This is a genomic window from Enterococcus sp. 125944, assembly GCF_051909435.1.
Taxonomy (GTDB): domain Bacteria; phylum Bacillota; class Bacilli; order Lactobacillales; family Enterococcaceae; genus Enterococcus_D; species Enterococcus_D gallinarum.
This window is the reverse complement of the sequence record NZ_JBQASY010000014.1, coordinates 16,396-30,266: the sequence shown is the minus strand read 5'-3', so window position 1 is coordinate 30,266 and position 13,871 is coordinate 16,396. Positions and strand designations below refer to the sequence as shown.

The 13,871-nt window shown below is 43.4% G+C and carries 12 protein-coding genes; 9 read left to right on the top strand and 3 right to left on the bottom strand.

The genetic code is table 11. The features are described 5' to 3' along the window. Positions 1–30: 30 nt before the first annotated feature. Positions 31–1,320 (bottom strand): glycoside hydrolase family 125 protein, encoded by a 1,290-nt coding sequence (locus ACTFWY_RS12190; protein ID WP_113849476.1) that lies wholly within the window; start codon positions 1,318–1,320, stop codon positions 31–33. 158 nt (positions 1,321–1,478) lie between these two features. Between ACTFWY_RS12190 and ACTFWY_RS12185 the strand changes: the two genes are divergently transcribed. From ACTFWY_RS12185 to ACTFWY_RS12175, 3 genes are all read left to right on the top strand, one after another. Continuing rightward, entirely contained in the window at positions 1,479–2,549 is a 1,071-nt protein-coding gene (locus ACTFWY_RS12185) for a GntR family transcriptional regulator (RefSeq protein ID WP_103299463.1), read from the top strand. Positions 2,550–2,567: 18 nt separating this feature from the next. Continuing rightward, positions 2,568–4,745 carry a GH92 family glycosyl hydrolase gene (locus tag ACTFWY_RS12180; protein ID WP_311828228.1) on the top strand — a complete coding sequence of 726 codons (2,178 nt, stop codon included), beginning with the start codon at positions 2,568–2,570 and terminating at the stop codon, positions 4,743–4,745. Between the two features lie 78 nt (positions 4,746–4,823). Then, positions 4,824–4,994, top strand: a complete 171-nt coding sequence (locus tag ACTFWY_RS12175; RefSeq protein ID WP_311828227.1) for a hypothetical protein — start codon at positions 4,824–4,826, stop codon at positions 4,992–4,994. Positions 4,995–5,004: 10 nt separating this feature from the next. On the opposite strand, the gene ACTFWY_RS12170 is transcribed toward ACTFWY_RS12175, so the two are convergent. Continuing rightward, the gene (locus tag ACTFWY_RS12170) at positions 5,005–5,814 is read right to left on the bottom strand and encodes an HAD-IIB family hydrolase (RefSeq protein WP_311828226.1); all 810 of its coding nucleotides are present in this window, start codon (positions 5,812–5,814) and stop codon (positions 5,005–5,007) included. A gap of 166 nt (positions 5,815–5,980) precedes the next feature. Here ACTFWY_RS12170 and ACTFWY_RS12165 point away from each other — a divergent pair, with 166 nt between their 5' ends. Next, positions 5,981–6,976, top strand: coding sequence for an ROK family protein (locus tag ACTFWY_RS12165; protein WP_311828225.1), 996 nt, complete (start codon positions 5,981–5,983; stop codon positions 6,974–6,976). Positions 6,977–7,085: 109 nt separating this feature from the next. On the opposite strand, the gene ACTFWY_RS12160 is transcribed toward ACTFWY_RS12165, so the two are convergent. Next, entirely contained in the window at positions 7,086–7,466 is a 381-nt protein-coding gene (locus tag ACTFWY_RS12160; RefSeq protein ID WP_003125943.1) for a VOC family protein, read from the bottom strand. Between the two features lie 292 nt (positions 7,467–7,758). Here ACTFWY_RS12160 and ACTFWY_RS12155 point away from each other — a divergent pair, with 292 nt between their 5' ends. From ACTFWY_RS12155 to ACTFWY_RS12135, 5 genes are read left to right on the top strand one after another with little or no spacing between them, the layout of a single operon-like run. Next, positions 7,759–9,132 carry an FAD/NAD(P)-binding protein gene (locus ACTFWY_RS12155; protein ID WP_439926970.1) on the top strand — a complete coding sequence of 458 codons (1,374 nt, stop codon included), beginning with the start codon at positions 7,759–7,761 and terminating at the stop codon, positions 9,130–9,132. Further along, positions 9,129–9,602 carry a hypothetical protein gene (locus ACTFWY_RS12150; protein WP_439926969.1) on the top strand — a complete coding sequence of 158 codons (474 nt, stop codon included), beginning with the start codon at positions 9,129–9,131 and terminating at the stop codon, positions 9,600–9,602. The genes ACTFWY_RS12155 and ACTFWY_RS12150 overlap by 4 nt, the downstream gene beginning before the upstream one ends. Positions 9,603–9,660: 58 nt before the next feature. Further along, positions 9,661–10,599, top strand: coding sequence for an AAA family ATPase (locus ACTFWY_RS12145; RefSeq protein WP_003125938.1), 939 nt, complete (start codon positions 9,661–9,663; stop codon positions 10,597–10,599). Beyond that, the gene (locus ACTFWY_RS12140) at positions 10,599–11,627 is read left to right on the top strand and encodes a DUF58 domain-containing protein (protein ID WP_439926967.1); all 1,029 of its coding nucleotides are present in this window, start codon (positions 10,599–10,601) and stop codon (positions 11,625–11,627) included. The genes ACTFWY_RS12145 and ACTFWY_RS12140 overlap by 1 nt, the downstream gene beginning before the upstream one ends. Beyond that, positions 11,624–13,777, top strand: coding sequence for a DUF4129 domain-containing transglutaminase family protein (locus tag ACTFWY_RS12135; RefSeq protein ID WP_311828222.1), 2,154 nt, complete (start codon positions 11,624–11,626; stop codon positions 13,775–13,777). The genes ACTFWY_RS12140 and ACTFWY_RS12135 overlap by 4 nt, the downstream gene beginning before the upstream one ends. The last annotated feature ends 94 nt before the right edge of the window (positions 13,778–13,871 follow it).

Genomic DNA, 13,871 nt, shown 5'->3' with positions numbered 1-13,871 from the left:
TCTAACTCCTCTCGTTTTTGCCGGAGATGCTTATTTTTCTACTCGAATATCAAAGTAATCCATGACAAGCTCACAAAACATCATATTGGCCCATGAGAACCATTCCCGGGTATATTTCGTCGGATCATCCACATCGAATCCTTCATGCATCAAATGGGTGCCAGCATCGGTTGCAACTAATTGATTGAGGATTCGTTCTTTCTCCGCCTTATCTGGTGTCGTCATGCCTTCCATTGCCATCGCGATCGGCCACACATAGTTTTCTGGTGTATGAGAGCTTCCGATCCCCTTCGCATATTTTCCTTCATAGAAGTAAGGATTTTCGGAACTGAGCAACGTTTTGCGTGTGGCTAAATAGGTTTCATCTTGATCTGATCCGTAACCTAAATAAGGGGCGGCAATCAAATTCGGTACGTTGCTATCATCCATCACAGTGGCATTGCCTTGACCATCGACTTCATAGGCATAGATCGTTTGACCCGCTTGATTGGTGGTTTTGCCAAACGCATCGATCCCTGCTTGGATCTCTGATCGGAGCTGTTTTGCTTGAGTAACAATCGCTGGTTCATTCAAGATAGAACTAAAAATCTCAACAATGTAGCCTAAAACCACTACAGCAAACATATTCGAAGGAACCAGATAACCATAAGCACATGCATCGTCACTGGGACGAAATCCCGACCAGGTCATACCAGTTGGTACGACAGGCGCTCCTTTCCCGTCATTGATTAAGGTATCTTCTTTACGCCATGTTTCTCTCTCAAAGCGATAAGGAGATTCTTGATGATTTTGTTCCGTGGCAAAAACATGAAGGGCTTTTTTGATACCGCCCACAAAATCGTCATTAAACTGATCTGTTCTGCCAGTATTCTTATACAACAGGTACGCCAATTGAATGGGATAACACAAAGAATCGATCTCATATTTTCGTTCCCAGATCCAATCATTCATCTCTGTCAAATCGCTTTGATGCCCGGCGCCATTTGCTGCTTCATTAAAGGCATTGGCATAAGGGTCGATATTGATATAAAAAAATTGCTTCTTGACTAATCCGCTGATCATCGCTGCCAGCTCTTCATCTTCCTTGGCAATTACTAAATAAGGTCGTACCTGCGCGGTTGAGTCTCGCAACCACATCGCCGGAATGTCCCCTGTCAGTAGAAATGTTGTGCCATCTTCATGGCGTTTGACCGTTGTCAACAATGTGTTAGCAAAAGCAGCATTGAAGTTTTTTGCCCAATCCGCATGTTCACTTCCGCAACGTTCGGTTATTTCCTGCATAAAGTTTGCAACTGAATTTGGTATTTCTTGATAAGCCATTTGGTCACCGTCCTAAATTTGATATATCATTTTACGAATTCAGTATAACGATGTTTCTCAGCATTGTCTAGTGCAATTTGACAAAACTCTATTTTCAATTTTGAACGAATATGCTATCCTGTGAATATGATATATCAAAAAAAAAAGGAGATCAACTCATGAAAGAACCATTATACAAAAAAATTTATCACGAATTGTATGAGCAGATTCAAAGCGGTGAGTTAGCTCCGGAAAGCCGTGTCCCTACTGAAAAGGAATTGTCAGAGAAATACCAAGTGAGTCGCATCACCTCCAAGCGAGCCTTAACTGAATTGGAACAAAATCAGCTGATCTATCGTATTCAAGGAAGTGGCAGTTTTGTTCGTAGACCGATCCAACCACAATCAAAGGGGAAAGTGCTGTTTATTTTACCCTTCGCGAATGACCTTTCCCTTGGCAATTTTACGGAAGGCATCTATCCAGTCATGCAGGAACAGGGATTCGAATTGATGCTGACACCTGTTGATTATCTGGAGCAAACCACGGCCGAAGCTTTGACAGAAGAATTTGACGGAATGATCTACTACGCTAACAACACGAATTCAAATTATGATCTGCTTTTCGAACTGGCTTCACAAGGGTTCCCTGTCGTCACACTTGATAAAGCACTGCATGAGTTCTCATTCCCAGCTGTTTTGGCAGACAACTTTGAAGGAGGACAGTTAGCGACTGAACATCTTTTGGCACAAGGTCATCAACGCATTGGCTATATTTTTGGTGAACGTCACCATCCACAGTCTGTCCGCCAACGTTATCTAGGCTATGTGGATCAATTAAAAAAGCAACAGTCGTCTTTTCGAACAAAACTTGATGATCCTCAGGCACTTTTGTCATCAGCTGTTAGTTATATTCAAGAGAATCAGTTGACTGGGGCTGTCTGCGAGAATGATCTTGTCGCCATCGAATTGATGCGCCAATTGAAACAAGTTGGGGTTCAGGTTCCAAAAGAGTTTGCTGTGATCGGCTTCGATGACATTCAAGCGGCTGCATTGGTGGATCCACCTCTCAGCACTGTAAAACAAAATTTTGCCGAGTTGGGTCGTTTGGCTGGTACAAAATTAGTACAGTTGATTCAGTCAACTGCTGCCGACTTATCTACGCTCGCCAAAGAAGATGAGTCTGCAACAGCGAATCAGAAAGTCGCAGTCACTTTAGTTGTCAGAGATTCAACAATTGACCAAAAACAATGACATAAAGGAGCAAACAAAATGAAAGTAACAATGATCGATACGAGGCATGGGACAGATAATCAATACAGCTTTTCTCACGGCAACTGTCTCCCTTATACAGGGGTTCCGTTTGGCATGAACTATTTTGCCCCTCAAACAAGCGACCAACGTGGAAGTTGGTGGTTCCATCCTGAAGACCGTACGTTTCAAGGATTTCGACTGACCCATCAGCCAAGCCCTTGGATGGGCGATTTTAGTCACCTTACTTTTTTGCCTATTAATGGGAAGTTATCAGAAAATACACTATTTCATGCCCAAAGTTCCTATCGTCCAGAAGAAAGTGTCTTCAATCCAGCTTGTTTACAAGTGAAAAGCCAACGCTACCAACTCACTACAACATTGATCCCAAGCATGTACGGAGGCATTCTGGCTCTAGATGGTGCAGTGACTGATCCTGGCTTAGGAATCTCTTTGCCTGGGCGCTATCAGCTGCAGCAAGTCGACGAACAGACCGTCAAAGGACAGGTCATCAATTACTCTGGCTGTGAAGACAATGACTTTGCTTTTCACTTCATCTTGCGTTTTGAAACAGCTGTTCATGCGATTGAAGGGGAATTATCAGGAGAAAATGGCTTTGTGGTGATTCGTTTTGAAGAAAAAAATCAGCAAACGATCCGTTTTGGGACATCCTTTTTAAGTTCTCAGCAAGCCTTTCTGAATCTCAGCCGTGAGTTGGATCAAACAACAGCTGACTACTTGTCTAATGCGCAGCAATCATGGGAAAACTACTTGAATCGAATAGATATCAAGCACCACGATCCAAAACAAGTTTCAACTTTTTATCATAATTTTTATCGGTTGTTTTTATTCCCGCAGACTTTTTATGAACGAGATCAATCTGGTCAAAAAATCCATTACGATACACTTGCCAAGACCATCAAACCAGGACCGCTTTATACAAACAATGGTTTCTGGGATACTTACAAAACAGTCTACCCACTCTTTTCTCTGATTGCGGTCGAGCAGCTAGAAGATATGTTGGAAGGATTTTTGAACAGCTTTAAAGAAAGCGGATTCTTGCCAAAATGGTTATCACCTGATGAGCGAGGGCTGATGCCAGGTACATTGATCGATGCTGTGATCGCTGATGCCTGCGTCAAAGGAATTCGACCTGACTTGATGCCAGAGTTCTTAACAGCTATGAAGAAAGCAGCCTCCATTCAGAGTCCAAATCCAAATTACGGCCGGCAAGGAACTGCCGATTACTTGAAATACGGCTATGTTCCTAGTGAGTACCATGAATCTGTCAATCATACCCTTGATTATTGTTACAGTGATTTTTGCATTGCCCAAGTGGCAAGTTCTCTGGCTGACCCTGAAGCAAGCTACTATCAGCAGCAAGCAAAAAACTATTTAGCGATCTTTGATTCAGAAACAGGCTTTATGCGAGCAAAAGACAAAGCCGGTGATTTTCGGACGGATTTTGATTCCTATCGTTGGGGTCGTGATTATGCAGAAGGGAGTGCGTGGCAAAGTAGCTTTGCTGTGTTCCATGATTTTGCTGGCCTGATCGCAGCTCATGGCGGCAAACAATCCTTTGAACAAAAACTGGTGGATTTGTGCAATCAAGCTCCCCATTATACTACCGAGGGCTACGGTTTTGAGATTCATGAAATGAGTGAAATGGCGGCCTTGGATTTTGGTCAGTTAGCTATCTCGAATCAGCCTAGTTTCCACTATCCTTATCTCTTTAGTTACATTGGCAAACCAGAAATGGCACAACCATTGATTAAACAATTGCTGACCCAATGTTTCGATGATTCTCCAAAAGGGTATCCTGGAGATGAGGACAATGGCAGCATGTCCGGTTGGTATGTTTTTAACGCATTAGGTTTCTATCCTGTCACTCCTGGTACCGGCGAATACGTTTTGGGGATGCCTTTGCTTGACGAAGCGACACTCTTTTTGTCGAATGGAAAAGAACTTAAAATCCACAGCACGCCAAATCAGCCGCAGCAGCAATTTATCGACAATGTGACTCTAAATGGTAAACAACACTCTCGGTTGTTCTTTACTCATGATGAACTGATCGCTGGTTCGACGATCCGCTATACTCTAGGCATCGTTCCCCGCAGTAAGACTTGGTCAGCGCAAGCTTATCCTTATAGTCTGTCGCATAGTCAAGAGTCGAATGAAGACCATAATGAAAATCGGTAGGTACCTTTTTTAAAGAACGAGCAATACCGAAAGAAAAAAAGGTTGCGACATAAGGATCAACCAAACTAAACTATCTGAATGACAGTAATTGAATTGCGCGAGGTATTTCCCCCTTATGGAGATACCCTGCTGACCGCAGGACAATTACAACAACCTTCAGATAGTCAGTTTGTTGAAGAACTTATGTTGCAGACCTTTTTTTTGCTGGTTGCTCTTTTGCAGCTATCAATCAATGAACCGATAGCCTAAATCGATTAGATCAATGCTTAGATTCCTGTAACGCCAAAATCAGTTCAATGGTTCGCAGCACACCATTTTCATCATTGGAGCGGGTCACAAAAGCTGCAGCTTCCTTGATTTCCTCAAAAGCATTTTTCATTGCAAAGCTGTAGGTGCCAGCGGCCATTAATTCGCTGTCATTCAATCCATCCCCAAAGACCATCGTTTCTTGGGGACTCACTGCCAGCAAATTCTGTAATTGGGCTACTGTTGTCCCTTTATGGACACCTTGATTAGTGATATCGATCCACGCAGCTTCTGAAGCAACGATGTAGGCATCTGCTGCAAAAGAAGACAGCTGCTTGACGCTATCGAAACAACGTAACTTAGGATCATATACCGTCACTTTCACGAAGTCTTCTTGGATCTCACTATAACTGGTGACCGTTTTGACAACACGATAAGAACCTCGAACCCGGGCTGCATTTTCTTCCGTTGTCGTTTCCTTGATATAAGCGGCTGTTGGGGTACAAGCAATGATCACATGGTCATCTGCTATTTTTTCTAATCGTTGGATCAAACGCTGCCCCAATGCATTTGGGAGTAAGGATTCAAAAACATAGCCTCCTTGATGTTTGATTCGTGTGGCACTATCCCCTAATATCCAGATTTTCGCTGCTTGATCCCCAAACAGTTCTTCTACGCGCTCGCACTGCTTGCCAGTACAAGCGGCAAAGGCTATCCCTCTTTGTTCCATCATCTGGCTGACTTTGTCAAAATAGGTTTGATCAAAGACCCCCTGGCTATTTAAAAATGTTCCATCTAAATCTGTAATGATCAGTTTGATCATCTCATTCCACATCCTTCGCCGCGTCGCTGCCGCTCTATTTATTTAACTACCTTAATTAAATATACTTATTTAACTGAAAACCGTCAATCGCTTTAGGAACTTTCTTTACATTGCTGCGCTTCATCGCTATACTTAATAAACCAGGTTCACTAAAGGAGGCAATAACATGTCTGCCAATAAAAACTTGATTCGCCACCAGAATATTCAAGTCGTCTTAAAAGAATTGTTTCAAAAAGGGACCTCTTTTGCATCCGATCTGGTAAAAGAGACCGGCATCAGCATGGTGACGATCAATTCTTTATTAAAAGATCTTGTTTCAAAGGGAATGGTAACGAAAGGCAAGCTCGTTCAAAGAGAGATTGGGCGCCCAGCTATCGAATATTGCTTTAACTATAAGTACTCAAAATCATTGTTGCTCGCTTTGATAGAAGTAAATCGTCAATTGGAGTTGAGAAGCTACCACATCGATTTGAAAGGAACGATCTTAGCTGCGCAGCACCAAGCTTTTTCCGAGATCACACCGACAGCCTTTCAGAATCTTGTCCGACAATCTATCGAAGCTTTCGCTGATGTCGAACAGATCGCTGTGCTGTTGCCAGGAAAAATCAGTGAGGGTGTCGTGACTTCCAGCTGGTATGAAAAGTTTGATGGATGGGATCTTGACCAGTTATTCAAGGAGATTACGCCTATTCCTTGCTTTTATCAAAATGATGCCCATTTGCTGACCGTTGGCCATTGTATCGCCAAGCAGATTTCTCTCTCGGAAAACATCGTAGGTATTTATAATCCCGAAAACAGCATGCCAGGGATCACGTTGATCTTCAATGCTTCTCTGTTAGAAGGCCAAAATGCGCTTGCTGGAGAAGCAAAATACTTACCCGGCTTTATCGACAAAGGTGCTCCAAAAAGTACTCAAGAATTGGTGACCCGCTTATCTGCTTTAGTGCCTTTTTATAATGCTGCTTTTGCTCCTGATCGCTTTGTTTTTGCCAGTACAGCAGCAATAGAAGAAGACTTGCTAGCGGCTATCACTCACGACCCTTTTATTACCAAACAGCCGAATCATCCTGTATATACCTTTGTTCACGACTTCGACCAAGCCATGATCTTGGGTATGCACTGGCTGCTTTTCCGCAATACCCCCTACGATCTATCTTGCTAAACCTTTCCGTTGGGCATTGGGAGTTGCGCCAAAAAAACGAACGAGTAGATCTCTCCTTTTTGCAGGCGAAAAGTTACGCCAAATCAGGGGATCACCGTTCGTTTTTTGTTTACGCAACAGTAATTTCGATCAAATTCCCTTCAGGATCTTGGATCACCGCTTCATAATAACCATCCCCTGTTGTGCGGGGACCGCTCAGCAGAGGAAAGCCATCTGAAACAAAACGTTGGGCATAAGCATCCACTTCCGCTTGGCTTTTCAGAGCCATCGCTAAGTGCGTGTAACCCAGTGTATCTGTTCCACCAGGGTGAAGATGCTGCTTTGTCGTTAATTCGATACGACTGCCAGAATCAAAACGCAAAAAATAAGATTGAAACCCAGTCTTGGTGTTGTGATATTTTTCAGAACGTTGGGCACCAAAATACGTTTCATAAAATTCGGCCATTTTTTCTAGATCACGAACCCAAATGGCAATGTGTTCCACAAACATTGTATCCCTCTTTTCGCTTTTTTATGAAAAGAATCCACTTTACTTGTCCTTTAATCATGCACATCCAAATTCTTCTCTTATTCATTGTATCGAAGTTTCTTCTTTCCAGCAATTTTATTCCTATCACAGAGCAATCCTCTTTCTTCTTATTTCCTCTTATTTTAAGCCATTACTTGAATGGTTTTTCTGAAACCAGTCGCAATAGTTGCAGTTCCTCAAAAATTTCTCTAAAGTGAAAGAAAATAAGTCATCGATCAAAAAAGATTCTCCAGTTTGCGAAGGAGGAATGAAAATGAACATCGCAATCATCGGTGCTGGACCACGAGGACTGTCACTATGTGAAAGGTTGATTGCTCAAGCAAGTATCAATCAGCAGTCCCTATCTCTCACATTGATTGATCCCTATCCCCCTGGAGGCGCTATTTGGCAAACGAATCAACCGCAAAGTTTGCTACTCAATTCTGTGACCAGTCAAGTCACCCTTTTTACTGACGAAACGCTAGAAACTGGCGGCCCGATCAACCCCGGTCCCAGTCTTTACGAATGGGCAAAAAAAGACGGTAGGAATTTTGCTAAAAAAAATCAGCCCTCACTGGTATCAGAAATTGACAAGTTGGATCCTGACGGTCATTGTTCTCGCGCATTATACGGGCTGTATCAGAAATGGTTTTATCAGCAATTGGTTGAAACATTGCCCCCATTCATCACATTCACGTATTTGCAGGAAAACGCCATTGGCCTAATACCGAAACAAACGCACTATTTACTAAAAACAGACAGGCATTCTCTTCAATCGGACCGAGTGATTCTGGCAGTTGGGCATCATCAAGTCTCGCTCACTGAAGAAGAAGATCGATTAAACGAATTCGCCCGCCAAAAAGGCTTTTTGTATTCTCCGCCTCAGAATGCAGCGGATGTCGATTTTAATAAAGTTAAAGGCGGAGAACACGTTATTCTCCGAGGTCTAGGATTGGCGTTCTTTGATTATGTCACCCGTTTGACCACTGATCGCGGCGGTGTCTTTATTGGTTCTGATCGCCTTCGCTACATTCCTTCTGGCAATGAACCAACAATCATTGCCGGATCAGGAAGAGGTTTGCCATACCACGCACGAGGAGCCAATCAGAAACATCCAACAGAACAGATTCTGCCTCGCTTCTTGACAACGGAACGACTCCGCTCTTGGCAAGCGAAAGGGCAAGATCAGTCCACTGAGTTTTTCTTTTATTTGCAGAAAGAAATGGAACTTGTTTATTATCAACGCTGGCTGTCTCAAGAGTCTGAAGATGATCAAGCGGCTTTTACTGAACAATTTGTCCGCCAAAATGGCGCCGCCGATGTTTTGACAGACTTCCAAATTCCTCGCCAAAATTGGTTGGACTGGCGCTATATCTTCGATCCTTACAAAAGAAAAGAAAGCCAATCGGTTCGCGACTTTCTGATGACCTATCTTACTTGGGATGTTACAGAAGCGGCCAAAGGAAATTTAACAAGTCCGATCAGTAGTATGTTTGAATTGTTAAAAGATTTGCGTGATCCGGTTCGCTTTATGCTTAATCAGCAATTGTTTTCGCCAAAAGCATTAAAAGAAAAATTCTGGCAGTCTTTCGTTCCATTGAACGCCTTTTTATCGATTGGCCCCCACTTCAGCGCATTCGTGAATTGATCGCACTGATCGAAGCGGATATCGTCACGATTCTTGGTCCAAAGATGATCGTTGAAGAAAGCGGCACCTTTGTGGCCTATTCAGCCTGCTATCCCCAACAACGATACGCCGCTAAGCAGATATTGGAAGCTCGGATTCAATCGACGGATATTCGTCGTACCGCTAATCCATTGTTAAGACAATTACTAGCTGATGGCATTGCCAGTCCTCATAAGTTATACATTCCTAAGGAGGCTCCGTTTTACACAGGTGCCATTGCGATTGATCCGGCCACAAGCCAGTTGCTTGATACAAATGATCAGATTCAAGAAGGACTTTACTGTTTTGGTATCCCAACAGAAGGCATTCACTGGCTAACCGCCGCCACAGCACAACCGGGAACCAATGCTTTTAATTTACGACAAGCAGATCAGATTGCTGCCCATTGCTTGACTAGTTCTCTTCTTGGAGATAGGAGCTGCCTTCAATAAATTGCGATTGCAAATAAAAACCGATACAATAAAAGAAAAGGCTCAAGGAGGTTGAAAAATGGCAGATGAACTACAAAAGATCGATGCGTTGATCAATGAAGTCGAGAAAGTGATTTTAGGAAAACGTGATGTGATCCAATTAACTGTGGCGGCATTATTGGCAGGTGGTCACGTTTTGTTTGAAGATATTCCCGGAGTAGGGAAAACGATGCTAGTCAAATCATTGGCAAAAGCCATCCAAAGCGACTATAAGCGTGTTCAGTTTACCCCAGATCTTTTGCCCAATGATATCTTAGGTGTATCGATCTTCAATTCAGAAAACCAGCAATTTGAATTTCGACCGGGACCTATCTTTACTTCTGTGTTATTAGCAGATGAAATCAATCGGACAACACCTCGTACACAAGCAGCATTATTGGAAGCAATGTCTGAGAATCACGTGACCATCGATAATCAAACCTACGCGCTAAGCCCTCACTTCTTTGTGTTGGCGACTCAAAACCCAATCGAATATGAAGGAACCTATCCTTTGCCGGAAGCACAACTGGATCGTTTTTTGTTTCGATTACACATTGGCTACCCTGCTTTTCAAGATGAGCTTGCTTTACTGATTGGACAACGCCAGCAATCCCTCAATCAAATTCAGACAATATTGACCTCGCAGGAAGTTACCGCATTGAAACAAATGGTCGATCAAGTTTTCGTGGACAATCAAGTTGCTCGCTATGCGCTGCAGCTGGTCCAAGCTAGCCGCAACCATAATGCCATTGATTTAGGCATCAGCCCTCGTGGCGGTATTGCCTTTTTGAAAGGGGCAAAAGCATTGGCTTTGACCGAAGGAAGAACCTATGTGACACCGCAAGACTTGCAACGAATTTTGCCAGCCGTTTTTGGTCATCGCTTATTATTAAAAGGCGGGATTACCGCCAGCCAGGAAAGTCTCTCTGAGATCATGAAGCAAATGATCCAACGCGTTCCTGTACCAGTGAGGCGCTGATGATGAGCAAACAGCGGTTATTCGGAAAATATCTGGTATTTTTTGTTACTTATTTTCTTTTACTAAGCTATTGTATCGTTTTCAATAATGAAGCAGGTTGGAGTCTCTTCTTTTTTGTTACTTTATTGGTACTAGCAGACTTGTTATTCATTCTGCCTTCCCTTAATAAAATCCAAGTGACTCTTGAAGAATCGATCCAAACACAAATAAACAAAGAAACGCCTTTGCCGCTGCAAGTTTTCAAGTATCGGCCAACGCTGTTGCCAATCCCAAAGCTGTCTTTGCTCTTTCAAAATCAGGAACAGACGCTCACTTTTTATCGGGGCGAATCCATCCGCTTAGAGGTGCTGTGGCTTCCTACCGCTCGAGGAGCATATAATGGACTGCCATTGACCCTCACAAGCCAGGAACTTTGGGGATTCTTCAGAAAAAGGCGGCAAATGAAAATCCAACAAGAAATCCTCATTTTGCCAGAATATCGACCCGAGGTCCTATCCTTGATGACACTTTTTGAAAAAAAGCCGCTAAAATATACTTACGGGGAATCAAATTTCACCATTCGAAACTACCGTAACTATCAGCAAGGGGATTCATTAAAGCATATTGACTGGAAGCTCTCCAGTAAACAGCAAGAACTGATTTATCGAGAACATGAAACGGAACAACAACAGGAGTTGACTTTGTTGTTTTGGGGTGAATCTCACCCTGCTTTTGAAGACACATTGGCGATCTTCTTTTCGCTCCAAAATCTCTTGCTTAAAAAGATGCCTTTTCAGCAACTATTGATCGGCGAGGACCTGGATTCTCCTTATCAAATCCATGCTGGAGCTTTCGCAGCGATTCAGCCATTTATCACAGTCCCAGAACCATTGCCCAAAATCTCAGGGCGTCAGGTGATTATCATCACACCGGCTGTCTCGCAATCCTTAGAAGTCTATCTGGAATCCTTGACGCCAAGCAACATGCTGCAAGTTTATACGTATCATGACCTGATCCAACGACTGTCGAACAAAGAGGTGTCTGAATGAATCCTTTGATCAAAAAAGCCATAATCGGAGCTCTGACTTACATTGCGATCATTTTGACGGTACTGCCGTTTTTAGCAGTCTACCACTTGGGGCACCAAACTACGTTGCTTCTGTACGCCTTTCTGATTTGCTTCGTGAGTATTTTAAGTCCTCGTCTTCGCTACAGTCTGCCTTTTTACATCGTAGGCTGGTTTGTCACTCTTTACCGCTTTTTTCCTTATGGTGAAGGATTTTCCTTCACTTGGTTCCAAAGATATTTTTATGATTTGCAAACAGCTCTCAGCGAGATTCTGGCTGGCAAAGTCGGTTATATCACTGAACTTGTTGCAGTGACCATTATCGTCACCGGCATTCTTCTGTTTGCTGTGTTCTCGATCTACATTCAGCATTTTTATATTGTCTACGGTGCAATGTGTCTCTATCTGCTGACTGTCGTGATTTTTAATGATTTCAATCTAACGTGGCATTTGTTGGGGGTGTGTTTTTGCGGAGTTCTTTGCAGCCTGATCAAAACCCAACAGCTGAAAACAGTACGAGAATGGTCGTTCTGGCTGGGGCTCACCCTGCTATGTTCGTTGCTGTTGGTTGGAGCAACACTGCTGCCAAGAACCGCGATTCGCGATCACTTGGTAGCAGCTACCACTGGTATACGCACACAAGCGAATCAACGCGGCTTTTATCAGTTTATCGAAGAACATGGTGCACCTAGCGGGTCCCGTACAGGCTTTAGCGAAAATGATCGGCAATTAGGCGGTCCTTTATTAGACGATGATACCGTGTTATTTACAGCACAACAAGATACCCGCCATTATTGGCGAGTAGAAAGCAAAGATTTTTATTCTGGCAAGGGTTGGATCAACACGATACGAGAAGAAGATCTGCGAACAGTGCCTGATTCCCTGCGGATTGCAGATGATAATTATCAACAAGATTATCTTAAAGAAGAAACAGTCCAGCTTTATTTGCAGAATCAGGGAGATTATTTGCCATTACCCTATGGAAGTAGTCAACTGACTATTAAAGAAGGATCCACTGGATTTATTGTGGATGATGCGGTTCAACGAGTCGATCTAATGGAGCCGCAACAACAGATTGAAGTTTCACTGGCTTGGCAGCCAGCGGACTATGCCGCTGTAACATTGCAATCCTTGCCGCTGCAACAGCCAGATACTCCTGTTGACTATACACAATTACCAGAGAACCTTCCTGCTCGGATTCGGCAGCTTGCGCGCTCAATCACAGAAGATCAAAGTACCATCTTCGAACAAGTCACAGCCATTGAAAATCACTTGAAAAATTCAATTGAATTCCGTTATTCAAAAACGGATGCCGTCTATCCAGCAGAAGAACAAGACTATGTCGATCAATTTTTGTTTGAATCAAAAGTTGGCTATTGTGATAATTTCTCGACTGCGATGGTGGTATTATTACGAACGCTCGATATTCCGGCGCGCTGGGTCAAGGGTTTTTCGCCAGGAGATGCTCAAACTGAAAATGGCCTGACAACATTTACCGTGAGAAACCGCAACGCGCATTCGTGGGCGGAAGTCTATTTTGCCGGTTTTGGCTGGGTACCGTTTGAGCCGACGCCGAACTTTCAAAATCCTGATCGTCCCGAATTGCAAACAACAACTGTCTCTTCTGAAGTATTACCTGAAACGAGCAGTTCTAGTCGCGAGTCTTCTACCAGCAGCAGTAGTGAGACCAGCAGTTCCACAACAATGACGGCAACTGTTGCGCCAGCAGAAGAACACCTTTTCTCACCTGAAACATGGCAATGGATCCGTTCTTTTCTGCAAGGTATCGCATGCTTGGTTTTCTTGGGATTACTGTATCTTTTGCGCCGCTACTTTTTCCGAATTCGCATCTGGTTGATTGCTCGCTTTCGCTCCGAACCATTACCAACCGCCTATCCTGTCTTGATGAAACAAGCAGCAAAAGTTCTTTTCCATGCTGATTCGGAACCTCTTAGTGAGTACGCCAGCCGATTGGAAGCTGTTTATCCTATTTTCCACGGGAGTTTTATCCAACTGACGGCAACCTATGAAGATTATCTTTACGGTGGGAAACCAATAGACGGCCAACAACAGCTGATTCTTCATGTCGCCCAGCAAATCAGTCAATTAAAGAAAATCAATCAAGTCCATTAAATGAAAGCAAGAAAAAGAACCGAAGACGCAGTGCTGCATGCTGCGCCTTCGGTTCTTATTTTGTTCATCTGATTAGCGAAAACACTCCCGCAAG